Source organism: Rothia sp. HMSC064D08 (assembly GCF_001809525.1).
Lineage (GTDB): Bacteria > Actinomycetota > Actinomycetes > Actinomycetales > Micrococcaceae > Rothia > Rothia dentocariosa.
The window spans coordinates 69278-87503 of record NZ_KV797887.1 but is presented as its reverse complement, the minus strand read 5'-3'; the positions used below and the strand labels follow the sequence as shown (position 1 = coordinate 87503).

Sequence of the window (18226 nt, the reverse complement as noted above, 5' to 3'; positions counted from 1 at the left end):
GCCACCACAACCTTCGTGCACTGATACTGCGCAATCAGCTCCGTCACCTGCCGCTCAGTCGCGGTATCAAGCGCGCTGGTCGCCTCATCCAACACCAAAATCCGTGGGTACCGCAGTAGAGCCGTAACAATCGCGATGCGCTGGCGCTGACCGCCCGAGAAGTTTTCGCCGCCGCTCGCCATGATCGTGTCGAACCCCATCGGCAAATCCTTCACAAAATCCAGGATGCCCATCGCGAGAATACTCTCCTCGATTTCTTCACGGCTGCGCCCGTCATCCAGACCCGCCGTGAGGTTATCGTAGAGACTTCCCGACCTGGTTTGCAGCTGCTGCGGCACATACCCAATATGGGAACGCAGCTCGTCCAAAGAATAATCTTTAACATCGATTCCGCCCACACGAATCGTGCCCGAAACCGGGCTGTACAGCGAGCACAACAGCTTAGCCAAGGTACTCTTGCCCGAACCTGACGAACCCACGAGAGCAACATCGTGGCCCTCCGGCACGCGCAGCGAGATATCCGTCAGCACAGGTTTATTACCGCCCGGATACGTAAAATTCACGTTCTCAAGGTCAAGGTCACCATCAGCAATATCGGTGACAGTTCCCGTACTCTTCTCCGGTTCATAACGCTGAATATCCACGATACGCGCAACCGCGCGATCCACCGCGATAATGCTCATAATGCCGAACATCGTCGAAGCGACCGACGAAAACAGCAGCGCAGAAATACCCTCGGTCGCAATAGCCTGACCGAGCGTGAGCGTTCCATCATTCACCAGCGGTATCGACGCCAACAACAGAATCAGAGGACCGCCCAGCTGCACCACGGATGCGGCAGACCCGAGCACACCCTGCTGCAGCACCATGCGGCGGCGCATCGACGCCAGCGACTGCATATAGGCTTCGCGCCAGGTGTTATAGGTGGGCGTTGAAGAACCCGTCATCTTCATGGCTGCAATGGTGTTGATAGCGTCAAGCTCAACCACCTGCGCTTCGGAGGCGTGCGCATACTCGGCGTCGAGCGCCTGGGAGGTAGGGCGCGCCGTAACGAACCAGATCAGCATCAGCACGGCAAGAACCACGAAGGTGATTACCAAAACCTGGCTCGATTGCTGGGCAATAAAGATGAGAATCACGATCATCGTGCCGATGTTGATTACGAACTCGGTCAGGCTTGTAGACAGGAAGTTGCGCAGCGTGTTCACGCTTGAAAGGCGGTAGAGAATATCGCCCGGGGAACGCAGCGCGAAATAGGTCAACGGCAGCCTCAGCAGCCTGTCGAACATATTGCCCAAGAGCTTATATCCGATGGACGAGACGATACTCGCCAGCGTTGCGGCACGTGCAATGGAAACCAGGTAGTAGCCGATAACACCGACTACCACACCGACCGTTGTTTCCACGACGGTGTTTCTCGCACCCCTGAGCTGCGCATCCACCACAGTTTGGATCACCATAGGCACGGCGAAGGTCACGCTATAGGTGATGATGAGAAGCAGCAGGAACAGCGCGTACTGGCCGAACATTTTCTTCGTGAAGAAGGTGCCCAGCTGCCAATCTTGAAAGACACTGCGGGATTTCTTCTTGAAATCTTTCCGCGGGGACGGCACCAGAATACTGCCGGAAAAAGACTCTTCAGCCTCCTGAAGGTCCATCACCCTCATTCCCGTGGAGGGGTCCATAATATGCACGCGATCCTTACGGATGCGCACCAACACCACGTAATGGGAATTGTTCCAGTGCAGAATTACCGGTTTTCCAATATCTCGAAGGTGTTCGAGAGAGGGCGCCCTGAAGGCTTTGACCTCCATACCCTCCTCGACGAGAAGGTCGCGCACTTGGCGCATCGAGAGGCCTTCACGGCCGGGTTCGGCAATCAGGCGAAGGTCTGAAATAGTCTGATAGCGCCCGTAGTGCTGCAGGACGGACGCCCCCACGCCCAGCCCGCACTCGGTCTTCGCCGCCTGAAGAACAGCAGGAAAGCCCATACTATCGAACCTCGAACGGCTCGGGGATAAGAGGGCTGTACGGGCGAGTATTCTCTGCCCGGCGAGCCAGCCAGGACAGCACGCCGGAGGTACCGACCATGAACGAGGGAGTCAGCGAGTAGCGCACGGATTTATCGTCGAGGACTGCCCGAATATCCGATGCGCTGTAACCGTTCTCGATGGCATCCCGGATAGCCTCTGCACACGGTACGTCGGGGATTCGGTCGGCTATCCAGGCGAGCACATCCAGGGTGCCGAAGTCGCCGTGACAGAGGGTGAGGTTGCTTCGGGTGCCGGTGCGGAACGCATGCTGTACCGCACGGTCGAGGTCGGCGCGGCTGGCGAGTTCGGGCATCCACAGGTGCAGTGCCGCGAAGGCGAGGGCGATGCCCGCGCTGCCGGAGCACCAGGTGCCGCTGGCATGCTCTTCGCCGCTGTCATGCTCGGTGAGCTGGGCTCGCCATTCGTCCCCGGTGTTGAAGTCGCTGAGGCGGCGCAGAAGAATTTCCACGGCTTCGCGAGCGCGTTCGGGTGAGGGCATCTGGCGGTTCCACCGGGCCAGCGCGAAGATTGATCCGCTGATTCCGTAGGCGAATCCGCTGCGGTGCCACCAGTTTTCTTCTGCCATACCGGCGATAATGTCTTGGGCATGCCTGTCTAATACCGCCAGCAGAGCCGCGCGATCGGTGGCGAGGTTATAACCCAGGAGCAGGGCGGCAGCCCCTACCTGATGATCCAGGTATCCGGGCATAGGATGCTCAACCTGCGCCAGGCGCGCGGCGGTGCGGTCGCCAACCTTGACGGCTGCCTCAGCAAAACGGGTATCCTGAAGGTTTTCTGCGGCAGCGGCGAGTACGAAGGCGATGCCTGTTTCGCCGCAGGATATGCCGTCGCAGGTTTCGGGGGGAATGCTGAAAAGCCTGTCAGCGAAGACGTCTTGCGCGATGGGGTCTAGTACCCGGCGGGCCGTCTGCGTGTATTCCGGTTTTTCGAGCATCCGCGCGGCCTGGGTGAGGGCGAGTGCAGCCCCGGTTGAGCCGGTGTAGAGGTCTATGCCGAGGACTTCGGTGTTCCACAGGCTAAGGTGCTGCTGCCATAGTCCAGGGGTGGGCGCCAGCCAGGTCCAGGCGTCTTCCTCTCTGCCGCCCGGGTGGTTCGTCGCTGTTAGCCGGTCGGCAATACTCTCGCAGAGTTCTCGTTCATGCTGCACGTTCTGCCTGTTTGACAGTAGCTCTGCCGATGCGTCCGCGAGTATGCGATCCGGCGGGTAGGGTGATACGAAGGCTGACCAGATCTGTTGAATCTGCTCTTCAAGGTTTGCTTCGTCGAGGGCGGCAATATGTTCCAGGGTTTCATCGAGCGCGCTGCTGTCGATGGTCAGTCCTATGGCATGCCCGTCGAAAGATATGATCTCGGAGCCATCCGTGCGATGTATGAAGAAGGGAATGTCGAACCGCCAGAGGGCTTCTACTTCGGCCCCGATCATCTCAAGGGGGCGGTTATTGCTCAGCGTTGCGGCACGCAGCGCGATTGTGGCGAAAACTTCTTCGGAGGCTAGTGCTTCGGGGCTGCTGAGCATTTTGAGAATTCGGGTGTAGAACCTGGTGGATTGCAGCAGAGCACGCAGCGTCAGCCCGGAGCAATTTGTGCGAACTATTTCGGTCATGATTTCGCGGTGCTCGCAGACCCACCGGTACATCTGCGTGAATCCGCGTTCGAAGGCGCGGGCGCGGGCTGCCTCAGAGATACGCCGCTCCTCCGGGGTGCTGGCGTTAGCTTCTTCGGCGCGATCTGTGTCTTCCGTAGTCGGGTTCTCTGGGCTGGGTTCGCGGTTGATGCGTGCCACAGCATCGTCACGGAAGGGATTTGCGACGGTTACCTCGTGGAAGGGGTTCGTCCCCTGTTCGCCGTGCAGGAAGCCTACGTCGCGGAACCCTAGCGAGATATCGCGGCGTGTGCGGCGGGTGGGCAGAAATGCGCTGCATGCTATTCCGCGCAGCCAGCGCAGGTAAACGCTGCCTTCGGGAGGACTCTGAATATCCTCCGTCAAAATATGTACGGGGTGGAGGATCGTTTCAAGGTCAATCGGAACGGGTTCCGTGCGCAGGGGTATCAGATTCTTAGCGTGCAGGTCTTTAGCCTGCAGGGTGTAGAGCAAAGCCGCCAGCCGTCCGCAGGCTCCAAGGAAATCTTCGGCATAAAAGTCTGCGTCTTCACGTTTAATAAACTCCATGAAGCCATAGCCGTCACCCCGAATCACGCGAGCAGCACGCATCGAAGGCGCCCCCTGCGCGGCGAGGTCTTGAACGATTTTCCAGAAGACCCATTCGCCTTCAACATTGCGGGATTTGTAGACCACCATGCCCTGGGTGAATTCGAGAAGGCAACCGGCGCGTCCACCACCGTAACGGGTTCTGGGCAGACCGAAGGATTCGAGTTTGAGGGGTTCGCCATCTTTGACGTTAAGAAGCTCGCGAATATCATCTTCATGAGCGCTCACACGCTCAAAAATTTCGGCAATCATCGCATGAAACTGCTCAATAGTCCTGCCGTGAACGCCGGGCAGAAGCGGGTAGCTTGCATAAAAATCATCACTAAATTCTTCGCCCCAACGCCGGCAGTAGTCTTCATACCGCTCTTCGGGGGTATCGCCATGCAAAAGACCCTGCGAAGAGATCTTTTTGATGTGCGCAACCAGCGGTCTGAGGTAGAAATTAGTCAAACGCGCGGTCAGGTTCTCCAAAAACTGACTAACCAGGAGGGGAAGCCGCGACGGTGCGGCGTAGCCCGATGCGGCAACAGCACGTTCAACATTGTCACGCTCACCCTCGGCGAGCTGGGCGATGAGCGCGTGAAACATGGAGGGCTCGGCCGTCGGCCCCAGTGCTTTGAGCACCGGAGCCGACAACCGTACGATAGACTCGGAGTCGGGAGTATTGGATGCGGTACCCAAACGTTCTAACAACGAAGTGCTAGATACGTATGTTTCTAGGCGTCGGAATTGCTCATCATCCAGTTCAGGAAGAAGTTCCCTGATTAACACCTGGTATCTCCTTATCTATCGTATTTACTTATTCCCCGGACTTAGGAAGAGCTGCCGCCCCAGAAGCCAAAGCCGAAGTTGTAGTTGCCGCAGCCGTTACCGCAGTAGTTGCCGCCGCCGCCGTTGCCGCCACCGCTGTAGCCGCCGCCAGCGCTGTAGCCGCCGCCACCGTGACCGCTGCCGTTAACCTGGTCCAGGTCGAGGTCCGAGATCTCTTCCAGGAGCGTGATATCCTTAGCCATGGTTATCCTCCTTAAATATTCCTGATCCGTTCAGGAATAGTATTATCGGTGTTTAGTTTGATGCTGAAGACATCAAACTATTCTCTGACTGGGTTCCAGGTGTTTGCTTTTCCACAGTATTCACCTGGAACCCACTACCCTTCCTTACGACGCACTAACGCCTCAAGGAAAGGAAGTTTGTAAAATTTGTTACTTATTTTCTGTAGCACTACAAACATAGCTATTAGACACAGACTTCCAGAGCTATGTCATCTGAATTATGTGGGGATGCCGCGTGTGCTACAGGTGCCAAGCAACAAAAGCCTCACATCTCCATTGACTATGAACTTTCGTCGCGGGCTGCGACATATAGGGGTGGTGAGATATATCTTCTATTCTCATCATGCGGCAAGGTCATGGAACAAAAGTCCTTATCAGAGTCGGTTTTCTCTCTATTGAAATCGGTGACTCTACAGTAACAACTTGATAAACGTGTTTCAAGATGTACTCTAGGGGTCAAAAATTTATCGTGCACTCTTTAAAATGGTAAATAATATTGATATCAAGTATTTTAAACCTTATTCAAAACAATAATCATTACGAGTTTGAGCTGTAATTTCAAGGGATCGGGTTGGTTTACTCAGAAAATAAAGCGCTTGGAAAGTATTTTATTATTTACAGTAACTTTTGTTTTTATATTAGAAAAATAATTTTGAAAAAGTTTTTGTAACGGTTTGGTATCATTTTTAAGATAACAAAACCATTAAAAATTCCCGAGAAATCTGAGTATTGTTGCTTAGAAATTTAAACTTTATGGGTGAAATATTATGCTGGTTTACAGAGAACTTGCCGCGCTGGTTTTTGAAGAAGCACCAAACAATTTGGATGCTGTCGCCCAGGCAGCACGCCTGTGCGACAGCATCCACGTTTTTCGGTTACGATACGGCTCAGATTATTTACTCGTGCAAGCCGCCACGCATATCCATAACGACTTTCCCAAACGCGGGTGGGGTTCGACTATAAGAGATCGTCTATGCGGCTATTGGTGAGGTGTACTCCTCGTGGCTGCTTTTCTCTTCTTGATAGTACAAATCCCGGTACCGACCTTCCACCGAGATCAACTCCTCATGGGAGCCAACCTGCATCACGCATCCGTGTTCCATCACCACGATCTGCTGGGCATTGCGAATTGTCGAAAGCCTATGCGCCACCACAACCTTCGTGCACTGATACTGCGCGATAAGTTCCGTCACCTGCCGTTCGGTTGTGGTATCTAGAGCACTGGTCGCTTCATCCAACACCAATATCCGTGGATACCGCAGCAGAGCCGTAGCAATCGCGATGCGTTGACGCTGACCACCCGAGAAGTTCTCGCCCCCGTTGGCCATAATCGTGTCGAACCCCAGCGGTAGATCCTTCACAAAATCCAGGATGCCCATAGCGTAGATATTGGCTTCGATCTCCTCACGGCTGCGCCCGTCGTCCAGACCCGCCGTGAGGTTATCGTACAGGCTGCCCGTCCTAGTTTGCAGCTGTTGAGGCACATACCCGATATGGGAACGCAGAGCATCCAGCGAGTAATCACGAATATCAATTCCACCCACACGGATTGTGCCAGAAACCGGGCTGTACAGCGAGCACAACAACATAGCAAGCGTGCTCTTACCAGACCCGGAGGAACCGACGATCGCGATATCCTGCTCCTCCGGCACCGTTAGAGACACCTCCGAGAGGACCGGGGCCATACCACCCGGATACGTGAAACTGACATCCTCTAGTTCAATATCACTGTCAAACACGTCCGTAACAGTTCCCTCATCCTGTTCGGGTTCGTAGTGTTGAATATCTGCAACACGTGTAATTGCACGATCTACAGCAGCAATATCCATAACGCCAAATATCATGGCGGATACCGATGAAAACAGTAGAGCAGAAATACTCTCAGTAGCGATAGCTTGACCTAAGGTCAATGTTCTATTGTTGATGAGCGGTATTGAAGCCAACAGGAGGATCAAGGGACCACCCAGCTGCACCACGGCTGCGGCAGATCCAAGCACGCCTTGCTGCAGCACCATGCGACGGCGCATCGACGCCAACGACCGCAGGTACGTTTCACGCCACTTGGCAAAGGTCGAGGTCGCCGAACCCGTCATCTTCATCGTCGCTACGGTGTTAATAGCATCCAGCTCAATCACCTGAGTCTCTGAGGCCTGCGCATATTCATTGTCAAGAGCCTGGGAGGTGGGTCGCACCGTCAAAATCCACACAATAACCAGCATGGCAAGAACTACACAGGTCATGAACAAAACCACGCTGGACTGCTGAGCGATAAAAGTAAGAATGACGAAGATTGTGCCAATGTTAATGACAAACTCGGTCATCTTTGAGGCAAGGAAATCCCGAAGCATGTTGATACTCGCCAGCCGGTAGAGAACATCGCCGGGAGAACGAAGGGCGAAGTAGGTCAAAGGTAGCTTAATGAGCCTACCGAATAGGTTTCCTGAGAGTTTGAGACCCACATTAGAGACGATGCTCGCGAGAGTTGCAGCACGGGCAATAGAAACCAGGTAGTAACCCGAAATTCCTACAATTACGCTAGTGGTTATTCCAACAACTATATTTTCCTCGCCCTTAAGTTGAGCGTCCACCACGTACTGAATCACCATCGGCACCGCAAAGGTCGCGCCATAGGTGAGGGCAAATAACCCAACGAAAAGAGCATACTGACCAAACAGCTGTTTCGTTAGAAAAGTACCTATCTGCCAGTCTTCGAAAAAGTTTCGGGATTTTTTCTCGAATTCCTCCCGCGGGGTCGGCACCAGCACGCTACCGGAGAAGGAACTCTCGGCTTCCTCTAGACTCATAATTCGATTCCCGACCGCAGGATCCATAATCTGCACACGATCTCTACGGATGCGCACTAGCACTACATAGTGAGAGTTGTCCCAGTGCAAAATCACCGGCTTGCCGATATCCCGCAGCTGCTCCAGCGAACTTGCTTTATAAGCACCGACCTCCATACCTTCAGATCTCAAAAGATTACGTACTTGAGCTAGATTGAGACCTTCACGTCCCGGTTCCACGATCATCCGTAAATCAGAAATGGTCTGATAACGACCATATTTCTGAAGTATAGAAGCGCTTACACCCAGCCCACATTCTGTCTGGGCCGCCTGAATAACAACGGGGAACGCCATACATATACCTCAATTAGTCTGTATAAAGTTTTCTACTAATTTTTGTGCCTGATTCTCACGACTTCCTGTAGGTGGTATTGCATATAGATCAGCAAGCTGAAATATGAAATATAAGAAGTAGTTGCGGCATTTAAATATCCACGATTGGAGCATAGGGTAGGCAACGATCCCCTTCGAGTACCCAACCAAGAGGTATGTACCCCTTGTCATATCTTCACCCGCAGAAGATCGTTACCAAGCGTGAGGATAACTACCCCATACGCCCTATGCCGGCTTTATTTACTACCGCCATGAGATGTAGCAGCCACCTCCGCGCACGGCAATATAACATTTACCTGCGCCACTAACTTGTTCGAGTTCCTGCTCATCAATTTCTTCCATAAGAACAAAGTCCTTAGACATAAGGATTACCCCTTCTTGACATGTAGATTATTATAAATACTGAATATTCTATTAAATCCTTATAGATTTAATATTTTCAAAATAAGATATTACTTTCCTTTGCAGGTTTGCCACCAAACCCAAAAAGGTAGATTAAAGTTTTTAGAGCATTTAGCTGGATCAGCTTTCCCCGCACCGCCAACCTGAGCAATCTCCTGCTCGGTGAGCTCCTCTAAGGGAACAATATCCTTATGCATACTACTTCCTTTCAGTTTCCTTTCAGTCACGAAAAAATTAGAGCAATATAACCCTAACTAACACTATCAACCATCCGGGATTCTCTAAAAATAATCCCTAAAATAGCTTCAACTGAACCTATTTGATTGACAGAATTAAATCTAGCAAGCATAAAAAAAGTATTCAAGAGCAATCTTAAGAAGATTAAGCTATGTTAATAACAAAAAGTAATAAAATTTATTTTATTTGTAAAAAGTTTGACTTATAACCAAAATCGGTGTTCACATTGAAATTTCAAGGAAAAGTTGAAATTAATGGTATCCCCTCATATTTTTGATAGCACTGTTAAATACCCGAAAATCGAACATTGTGCATGAGAATGGAAAATTAAAAAATATTTTTTAAAAACTCCCCCTCTTCCCGCGCCATGTCCACTAATTTGTAACAGAATTATTAAATTACCCAGATTTACTGTCTAAAAGCATAAAAATTAATGCAAATTTTAAGAAAATCTAATATAAATACATGGCGTAGTGTATACTTCTTCTGCTTTCCCAACTACCTATTACATTCACTAACCCTGGATAGGGGCTTCCTTCCCCGCTGTCTCGACATTATCGTGACTCTTCCACTCTTACTAGAAGCGAATCCTCGTGTGGTTGGTATTGGTTATATTTTGACTACCCGGAGCTCGTCTATCAGTATCTATAAAAATCAGGATAACCGCCCTTCCAACCGTGTTTTTTCAATCGAGGTATTCTTGAAAACAGCTTTGTGAAACTGCTAAATTTAAATAGCTGGCAAGAAAGAACATTAATATTTTTATTATATCTTTTAAGGTCAGCTGAAAAAGCATGAGTAGTACAGAAATTATTAAGCCTTATCTATACTGCTCATAATATACAGATAATTACTCTAAGTGATAGGAGAAATGTATGAACCAGGAGATTACACTCCTAGAAGAGATCACCGACCAGGAACTGGCACAGATAAGTGGAGCAGGAACCTGCGAGAATCTCAAAGCTCGTCTAGATGGGAAGAAGTGGCCTCCGGCTACTCTTACGGAATCTATTTTTTATCGTTTGAGCTGCTAATAGTATCGAGAATCTTCATTAAATAATCTATAGGCAGTTATTTAAATATTTTTAGCTAGGGTTAGTCCGGGGTCATGGTCGCATGGTCTCGGACTAACCTTTATATTTTTCTACCCAAACACCACCCGGACCGTCGAGTAGCCCGAGATCGGGTAGGTGGCGTTCTCGGTGGCGGGGGCATCCGACTCGTCACCAGGAATAATGCTCTCGGTCGCCTTCAGCAGCTCCTCCATGAGCAGGCTCAACTCCAAGCGAGCCAGCGGCGCACCCGGGCAGACGTGAATACCGTCGCCATATACTAGGTTGCGGGACTGGTCACGATGCGGGTTATAGGTGAGCGCATCCTCGAACGCGTCCTCATCACGGTTGGCACTCGACCAGTTAATCGTCACCCGCGAATTCGCCGGAATAGTACGCCCGCCCAGCACGGTATCCTCGGTAGTCACGCGGCGGTTCGTCACCAGCGGGTCTTCAAGGCGCATAATCTCCTCAACCGCGGCGGCGATCTCCGCATGCCCCTCCCCCAGTGAGTCACGAAGTCGAGCTTGCTCCTGCGGGTTACGCGCCAAAAAGTTCACGATAATCCCAGCGCACGCCGAAACGGTCGAAAGCTCCCCCACCGTCCAGTTACGAATCAGGCTCACAATCTCTTCATCGGTCATGGTGCGCGGCTCTTGGCCGGGCAGCTGCACGGTGTCGGTCAGCAGCTCAGCGGTCACATCCTGTGGGTTCCCGGCGGCAGCCTGGTCGCGGCACGCATCCAGAAGCTCACGAATATAGGTGTCAAACTCAAGGGCTACCTTGCCGATCTGCTCGCGATCGCGGCGTAGCGTAGCCTCGCGGTTCTTCTCAATCCACTCGATCAGTGGCTTCTCAAGGCTTGCGGGCCAACCCATGAACGCATTCTGAATGCGCATCGCATAAGCCTGCGCGAACCCGTCCATCACATCAACCTCGGTACCGCGCGGCAGATCAGCCACCAGGTTCTTGACGACCTCACGAATTTTCGGCTCGAACTCCCTCAGGCGTTCGGGGGTGAAGTATTTGTCATTCACGGCGCGGAACGTTGTGTGTTCGGGCTCATCCATACCGTTCGGCACGGCGATGTGCCTAGTCGAGACGACATTCGAGTAAATTTCGGGATGGTCAAGCACATGCTGCACATCAGCGTTCTTAAACACGGAGTAGCCCATGAACTCGTCGTGCGCTACGGGGCAGCGGCGGCGCATCTCGTCATAAGCGGCCACCTGGTTCTTCTGAACCTTCTCGCTGCGCAAATCCCAATCATTTTTTACGTTGTCTGTCACGACTTTCTGCCTTCTAGAAGTCACAGGTATGCGGGTGCCGTCAAGTATGCGCGACCGTGCGCTATCCGTGGAGTCGGCAGCGGGAATATCGCGCGACGGCACCACAACCGAAGGATCGTTATAACATCTTTGACACTATCACTTATCCCTCGCCCTCGCAGGATAGGAGTGCCTTTGCTGTGTGGGTATGCAGAGTATCCAGCGACCTTATTTATCCGTGAGCAAGGTGGTTTTTGACACGAACAGGTCGGAAAATCCTACCTGCTCGCGTCCTAGCGAAGCCTCGTCTACCGAGTAGCCGCAAACGGATAGGCGGTGCCTGAGATAACGCCCGCCTCCACGTCTTCCAGGGTTTTGCCGCGAGTCTCGGGCAGGTTACGCCACATGAGCACGGCAATCAGCACGTTCACAACCATGAACCCGAAGAATGAGCCGGTCAGTCCCAGCGCACCCAAAATAACCGGGAATATGAGGGAAAGCAGACCGTTCATCATCCAGCCGCAAAATGCGGAAAGACCCATGCCGACCGCCCGCACCCGAAGCGGGAACAGCTCGCTCATCAGCACCCATGTCGAAACGTTCAGGCAAGTCTGCATCGACCCCACGAACCCAACCACAAGCGCCAGAATGATATAGGGACGTGCGGGGCTGCCCTCCGGCAGGAGCATAGACGCTACCCCGATCAGCAGGTGGAAAAACGCGGTCAGCGAATACCCAGCGATCACCATCGTGCGGCGGTTCACGCGCTCCATCATGCGCAGCGACAAGATTGAGCCGAGCACGGCGATAGCGCCCGGCGCGATATTCGCAATGAGCGCCGAACCCTCGTCAAACCCGGCCTCTTTAAGCACTTTAATGCCGTAGTACATGATCGAGTTAATACCAGTGAGCTGCTGCCCGGCACCCACCAAAATACCAACCAGCAGAATCCGCACAAACCATTTTTCACGCAGGATTTTACCCGTACTTCCCCTAGTCTCCGCGCCGATTTGGGTGCGCGTTTCCTCAAGCGAACGCGCGATGTCCGCAATTTCGGCATCGGCACGTTCGGCGGGGCGGATACGCCGCATAATGGCGCGCGCATCCTCGGTGCGCCCCTGTGCGATAAGCCAGCGTGGGGATTCGGGCATGCGGAGCATACCGATGAAAAGCGCGAACGCAGGCAAGGCGCAGACGGCGAACATCCACCGCCATACGCTGTCGTGTTCGCCCCAGAGGTTGCCGATGATGGCGTTCACGATGAATGCGGCTAGCTGCCCGCCGACGACCATGAGTTCGTTGCGCCCGGAGAGTGAGCCGCGAATTTCGTAGGGTGCGAGTTCGGCGAGGAATACAGGCACGACTGCGGATGCGCCTCCCACGGCGAGCCCGAGCATCGTGCGGCCCATCAACAGTACAGCAATGCTGGGGGTGAAGACGCATGCGAGCGCGCCCGCGATGAAGAGGACTGAGAGTCCGATGATGGTTCTGCGCCGTCCGATGGCATCTGAGATGCGCCCGGTGACCATGGCTCCGAGGGCGGCAGCGAAGGCGAGGGATCCTGTGACCCAGCCTTGAATGGTGTTGTCCATGCCGAGTTCACGGCTCATGGGGTCGAGGGCACCGTTAATAACGCCGGTATCGTACCCGAAGAGGAGCCCGCCGAAGGTTGCCACCAGCGCGATAACCCCTAGGCGGCGGGTGTGCGCGCCCTGCCCGAGCGGGGGTAGTGCACTGGCGCGGTTCGGCGGCTCGGTGGGGATGCTCATGCGGGTATTTTTGTCTTTCATGCGGGTCTTGTACGGCACAGATTGAGAGACCGCACAGTCTTTAAACGCTTGCTGGCTTGGGTATATTCCCGATTAGTTATATTCCCATTTGGCTATATTTATGGATGGGAAGGAGAAGTGTCAGAAAAGCGCTATGCGCTCGGGGGCCGGGAAAATCTCGTTGAGCCGCGCCAGTTCGTCATCATTGAAATGTACGCTTGCGGCCTGCGCGTTTGCGCGTACTTGTTCGGGGGTGGTTGCCCCGGCGATCACGCTGGCGACGGGGTTCTGCTGTTTGAGCCAAGAGATGGATGCTTGAACCTCAGAGATCCCCAGATCGGCGCAGAATTCGCTGTAGGCATCGAGTTGTTCCCAATCGGCTTGCGCGAGTACCTGCGCTTTGGAGTGCGACAGACGTGACCCTGCAGGGATGCTGTCGCGGCGGTATTTTCCGGTCAAAAGCCCGTTGGCGAGCGGGAAATACGGGAGCACCCCCAGCCCGAAGTGGCGGGCGGCGGGAAGAATTTCGAGTTCGGCGCGGCGATCCAGCAGGTTGTAGTGGTTTTCGGCGGCAATAAACCGCTCAGTGCCGAGTTCGCGGGCGAGATGCTCGGCGTGGGCAAGCTGCCACCCCGCAAAGTTGGAGTGCCCCAGGTAACGAACCTTTCCGCTGGTCACGAGCGTATCGAGAGCAGATAGGGTTTCTTCCAGCGGGGTGTTCGGGTCGGGGCTGTGGTAGAAATACAGGTCAATGTACTCGGTTCCAAGGCGGCGCAGTGAACCTTCGACGGCGCGCATGATGTATCGGCGTGAGCCGCGCGCATCCCAGTCGTTGCCGTTGAGGGTACCGGTGGGAAGCCCAAATTTGGTGACGATGATCAGGTCATCGCGGTTGAGGTTGAGTTCGCGCATCGCGGTACCGAACATGGTTTCTGACAGCCCGGGTTCGGCGCCGTACAGGTCGGCAATATCGAAGAAGCCGATACCCGTCTCGACTGCGGCGGCGATCACGGCGTTGGTGCCTTCCTGAGTTTGAGTGGGGGTGCCGGGGCGTCCCAGGTTGTTGCAGCCGATACCGACGGAGGGCACGACCAGCCCGGAGTTCCCCAGGCGTGCATATGCGGGAGATTCGATGCGTTCCATACGTTTACTCTACCGTGTTTGACAGTATGTGGTCGCAACATGACGTTCACGGCGCTCTGCAATTCTCCCGCGAGCAGATAGTTTTGTGACGAGCAGATAACATTCCGCTATCTGTTCGTCGAAATACTATCTGCTCGCGGCTAAACTCGCGGCCAAATCAGGTGGAGGGTTCAATCCGCCGATCCGAACTGCCGCGAACCCGTATGACGTATTGTTTCGCCGCATCCCACAATATTAAGCGGTTATGACCGCTCGACGACATGTGCCGACATATTCTTGCTGGCACCGCGCATCCTGCCTAGAATAGGAACGTTATCTATCCAGAGCGACCGAGAGATCTGGCTCTTAGACGTCGCAGCAACCTCGCCAGCCTCCACCCGTTGGGTGGACGGACAAGGTGCTCCCGCCAGAACCGATAGAAGTGAATTCCCTTCGCGTCTTGCTAAGATTCGGCGTACCTTCGGGCACGCTTCTATCGGGTGAACACGGAGGAATGAAAATGACGACAGTTCACCCGGCTCTTTCTTACGAGCTGTATCCGCCACGATCGCACGCAAGCTGCGATTCCCTGCTCAAAACCATCACCGAGCTTGAGCAAACCAACCCGGATTACGTTTCCGTCACCTATTCGGGCGATGCACAGCGCCGCCAAAAGACGCTAGCTCTGCTCGATCACCTAGTGCATGAAACCTCGCTGAACCCGCTGGCGCATCTAATATGCGTGGGGCATTCCGTGACCGATTTGGAACGCTCGGTTCGTCTAATTCTGGGGCTTGGTGTGCGCGGGTTTCTGGCGTTGCGCGGCGATATTCCGCCCGAAGACACGCGCCCGCTTGAGCTGCCTTTTGCCCGCTACCTAGTGGAACTGATTCGCAGGGTGGAGCGCGAGGATTTCGCACATCTTGCCGCGGGGAAGGTGTCGATTGGGGTTGCGGCATACCCGCATAAGCACCCCGAATCTTCCTCCCTTCTTCAAGACATTGAGATTCTGCTTTCAAAACAGCGTGCCGGGGCGGATTTCGCCATCACTCAGGTTTTCTTTGAGACCGAACGCTATTCGGGGCTGGTGGATGCGGCACGCCTTGCCGGGGTGGAGATGCCCATTATCCCCGGTATTATGCCCGTTACCTCGCTGACTCGTCTGACGAAGCTGTGCGAGCTTGCCGGGCTTGAAGTGCCGCGCGAGCTGGCGCATCGCCTGGAAACCGCGAGCGATCCGCGCGAGCTGCACCGCATCGGCGTGGAACATGCGCTCGACCAATGTCGCAAGGTGCTTGATGCTGGCGCCCCCGGCCTGCATTTCTTCACATTTAACGAGCATGAGGCTGTGCTGGACGTCCTCGAAGAACTCGACGTTCCGCGCTACTCGAACCGTTTCAAACTCCCCCTGAGCGATCTTCAATACCTCTAAACTCCCCTTTTATTTGACACCCTCCCACAGTAAGGAACTAGGATGACCCGCACCCCATTCCCCGCAGCAACCATCGTCGGTTACCCCCGCGTGGGCCGTTTCCGCGAGCTGAAGAAGGCACAGGAAGCGTTCTGGAAAGGCAAAATCACGCAGGATGAGCTGCGCCAGGCGGCCGCAGATGTGCAGCGCACCTACTATGATCGTGTGATTGAGCGCGGTCTTAGCGCCACCGATTCGTCTATTCCGGCGACTTTCTCGTACTACGATCAGGTGCTCGATGCCGTGCGCCTTTTCACCCTCGTGCCCAAGCGCCTTGCCGACGCCAAGGATGCGCGCGGTCTGCTCGATCTGCCCGGGTACTTTGCTCTAGCGCGCGGCACAGAGACGCTGCCTCCGCTGGAGATGACGAAATGGTTCGATACGAACTACCACTACCTGGTGCCCGAGATCGGTCCGGATACCGAGATCAAGCTGAATCTTGAGGCTATCGACGAGCAGCTTGAAGTCGCCAAGGAGCACGGGGTGACGGTGCGCCCGCAGCTGGTCGGCCCGCTCACTCTGCTTCTCGGGGCGAAAGCCGAGCAGGGTTCGCCCGAAGGGTTCACACCGCTGGATCGCCTTGACGATTTCGTGAAAGCCTACCAGCAAGTGCTCGCTAAGCTGGCGGAGCGCGGAGTGCAGTGGGTGCAGCTCGACGAACCCGGTCTGACAGTGGACCGCGATATTCTCAACACCAAAATCGCCGAATTGGCGCGTAAAACTTACACCGCGTTGGCAGCCGAAACGAACCGCCCCGCAATCCTGGTGACAAGCCCCTACGGCAACCTGCGCGAAAACCTGCCCGCGCTGTTAGACACCGGTATTGAGGCGCTGCATCTCGACCTGGTCTCTACTCTCTACGATGCCGAGGCGCTGACCGCCTTTAAAGACTCCGGCGTAACCCTGGTGGCGGGTGCCATTAACGGGCGCAATATTTGGCGTGCCGACCTGCGAGCGCTCCTGCACGCACTCCAGAACATTAACGGCGGTGCGGTGGCGGTTGCGTCCTCAACCTCCCTGCAGCATGTGCCGCACGATCTCGACCTTGAAGACCCCACCGATGTGCCCGTAGACGGTCTGGCTTTTGCCGACCAAAAAGTCGCCGAGATCGTGACTCTTGCCCGCGGTCTTGCCAACGGTGAGTCTGCGGTTGAAGCAGAGTTGAAGACCGCCGACGAAGCGCTGGCACGTTTCACAGCGGATCCGCGTAAGCATAATACGGCAATCCGTGAGCGTGCCGCATCCGTGAAACCGCAGGATTTTGAGCGTCCCGAACTGAAAATCCGCCGGGATGCCCAGGCTGACCTGAATCTGCCGAAGCTGCCGACCACGACCATTGGTTCGTTCCCGCAGACCGGCGATATTCGCCGCCACCGTGCAGAGGCACGTGCCGGTAAAATCACGCAGCAGCAGCTTGACGAGTTCCTGCGTGAAGAGATCGCCTCCGTTATTAAACTCCAGGAAGACTTGGGCCTGGATGTGCTCGTGCACGGTGAGGCCGAACGTAACGACATGGTGCAGTACTTCGCCGAGAATTTCGATGGTTTCGCCACGACGAAGCACGGCTGGGTGCAGTCCTACGGTTCGCGTTGCACCCGTCCATCGGTGCTGTTCGGCGATGTGAAACGCTCGGGTGAAGGGCTGCGCGGCGAGGCCGTGACCGTGCCCTGGATTTCCTACGCCCAGTCGCTCACCGATCGTCCCGTCAAGGGCATGCTGACCGGCCCGGTGACTATTCTGGCCTGGTCATTCGTGCGTGATGACCAGCCGCGCGAGGAAACCGCAAACCAGGTGGCGTTGGCGCTCGCCGACGAAATCGCCGATTTGGAAGAGGCGGGCATACGCATCATTCAGGTGGATGAACCGGCACTGCGTGAGCTTCTGCCACTGCGCCGTGATGAGCAGCCCGCGTACCTGAAGTGGTCGGTGAATGCGTTCCGCCTGGCGACGAGTGCGGTCGAGGATAAAACTCAGGTTCACACCCACCTGTGCTACTCAGAGTTCAATGAGATTATTGATTCGATTAATGCCCTGAATGCGGATGTGACCAGTATTGAGGCGGCGCGCTCGCATATGGAGCTGTTGGCGGATATTCCCGAGAGCTATGTTTCGGGGCTGGGCCCGGGCGTGTGGGATATTCACTCGCCGCGTGTGCCTTCGCAGGCCGAGGTTGAGGAGCTGATCCGTGCCGCGATTGGGTACGGAACCATCTCTGACCTGTGGGTTAACCCGGATTGCGGTTTGAAGACCCGCGACTACGAGGAGACGAAGAAGACGCTGGAGAACGTAGTGTCCGCCACGAAGAAGGTTCGGGCAAGCCTGTAGTCTCTGACGCTCCACCCCTATAAAGTGCCTTAATTACAGGCTTAAACAATCACAATAATTCCGCGAGCAGGTGGTTTTTGGTTCGAGCA

11 protein-coding genes and 1 riboswitch are annotated in these 18226 nt (G+C 54.6%); of the genes, 3 read left to right on the top strand and 8 right to left on the bottom strand.

All coding sequences use genetic code 11. The annotated features are described in order from the left end of the window. The 5 genes from HMPREF2625_RS00525 to HMPREF2625_RS10885 form a co-directional block, all read right to left on the bottom strand. Window positions 1–1991, bottom strand: a 1991-nt coding sequence (locus HMPREF2625_RS00525; protein ID WP_070520862.1) for a peptidase domain-containing ABC transporter, incomplete at its 3' end; no start/stop codon positions are given. A 1-nt stretch (window position 1992) separates the two neighbouring features. Further along, on the bottom strand, window positions 1993–5034 hold the full coding sequence (gene lanM, locus HMPREF2625_RS00520) for a type 2 lanthipeptide synthetase LanM (protein ID WP_070520450.1): 3042 nt from the start codon (window positions 5032–5034) through the stop codon (window positions 1993–1995). 41 nt (window positions 5035–5075) lie between these two features. Further along, entirely contained in the window at window positions 5076–5276 is a 201-nt protein-coding gene (locus HMPREF2625_RS00515; protein ID WP_013398297.1) for a hypothetical protein, read from the bottom strand. A gap of 1010 nt (window positions 5277–6286) precedes the next feature. After that, window positions 6287–8452 (bottom strand): peptidase domain-containing ABC transporter, encoded by a 2166-nt coding sequence (locus tag HMPREF2625_RS00510; protein ID WP_070520447.1) that lies wholly within the window; start codon window positions 8450–8452, stop codon window positions 6287–6289. A gap of 491 nt (window positions 8453–8943) precedes the next feature. Then, a complete protein-coding gene (locus tag HMPREF2625_RS10885; RefSeq protein ID WP_168162324.1) occupies window positions 8944–9090 on the bottom strand; it encodes a hypothetical protein in 147 nt (48 codons plus the stop codon). A 915-nt stretch (window positions 9091–10005) separates the two neighbouring features. Here HMPREF2625_RS10885 and HMPREF2625_RS10835 point away from each other — a divergent pair. Next, a complete protein-coding gene (locus HMPREF2625_RS10835; RefSeq protein WP_141745395.1) occupies window positions 10006–10164 on the top strand; it encodes a bacteriocin in 159 nt (52 codons plus the stop codon). 110 nt (window positions 10165–10274) lie between these two features. Here HMPREF2625_RS10835 and HMPREF2625_RS00505 read toward each other — a convergent pair whose 3' ends face one another. The 3 genes from HMPREF2625_RS00505 to HMPREF2625_RS00495 all read right to left on the bottom strand — a co-directional run bounded on the left by HMPREF2625_RS00505 (window position 10275) and on the right by HMPREF2625_RS00495 (window position 14362). Then, window positions 10275–11471 (bottom strand): cytochrome P450, encoded by a 1197-nt coding sequence (locus HMPREF2625_RS00505; RefSeq protein WP_070520444.1) that lies wholly within the window; start codon window positions 11469–11471, stop codon window positions 10275–10277. Between the two features lie 287 nt (window positions 11472–11758). Beyond that, window positions 11759–13240 (bottom strand): sugar porter family MFS transporter, encoded by a 1482-nt coding sequence (locus HMPREF2625_RS00500; RefSeq protein WP_070520441.1) that lies wholly within the window; start codon window positions 13238–13240, stop codon window positions 11759–11761. Between the two features lie 120 nt (window positions 13241–13360). After that, complete coding sequence (locus tag HMPREF2625_RS00495) at window positions 13361–14362, bottom strand: aldo/keto reductase (protein WP_070520438.1); 1002 nt, start codon at window positions 14360–14362, stop codon at window positions 13361–13363. 313 nt (window positions 14363–14675) lie between these two features. Continuing rightward, window positions 14676–14784: riboswitch (SAM riboswitch) on the top strand. A gap of 77 nt (window positions 14785–14861) precedes the next feature. On the opposite strand from HMPREF2625_RS00495, the gene HMPREF2625_RS00490 reads away from it, so the two are divergent. Together HMPREF2625_RS00490 and metE are read left to right on the top strand one after the other, a co-directional pair. Next, on the top strand, window positions 14862–15773 hold the full coding sequence (locus tag HMPREF2625_RS00490; RefSeq protein WP_070520435.1) for a methylenetetrahydrofolate reductase: 912 nt from the start codon (window positions 14862–14864) through the stop codon (window positions 15771–15773). Window positions 15774–15815: 42 nt separating this feature from the next. Beyond that, window positions 15816–18137 carry a 5-methyltetrahydropteroyltriglutamate--homocysteine S-methyltransferase gene (gene metE / locus HMPREF2625_RS00485; RefSeq protein ID WP_070520432.1) on the top strand — a complete coding sequence of 774 codons (2322 nt, stop codon included), beginning with the start codon at window positions 15816–15818 and terminating at the stop codon, window positions 18135–18137. Window positions 18138–18226 lie beyond the last annotated feature (89 nt).

Coding starts and splice junctions, on each gene's coding strand:
- HMPREF2625_RS00500 (WP_070520441.1), bottom strand. CDS start 13,240: ATGAAAGACAAAAATACCCGCATGAGCATCCCCACCGAGCCGCCGAAC.
- metE (WP_070520432.1), top strand. CDS start 15,816: ATGACCCGCACCCCATTCCCCGCAGCAACCATCGTCGGTTACCCCCGC.
- HMPREF2625_RS10885 (WP_168162324.1), bottom strand. CDS start 9,090: ATGCATAAGGATATTGTTCCCTTAGAGGAGCTCACCGAGCAGGAGATT.
- HMPREF2625_RS00495 (WP_070520438.1), bottom strand. CDS start 14,362: ATGGAACGCATCGAATCTCCCGCATATGCACGCCTGGGGAACTCCGGG.
- HMPREF2625_RS00490 (WP_070520435.1), top strand. CDS start 14,862: ATGACGACAGTTCACCCGGCTCTTTCTTACGAGCTGTATCCGCCACGA.
- HMPREF2625_RS10835 (WP_141745395.1), top strand. CDS start 10,006: ATGAACCAGGAGATTACACTCCTAGAAGAGATCACCGACCAGGAACTG.
- HMPREF2625_RS00515 (WP_013398297.1), bottom strand. CDS start 5,276: ATGGCTAAGGATATCACGCTCCTGGAAGAGATCTCGGACCTCGACCTG.
- HMPREF2625_RS00510 (WP_070520447.1), bottom strand. CDS start 8,452: ATGGCGTTCCCCGTTGTTATTCAGGCGGCCCAGACAGAATGTGGGCTG.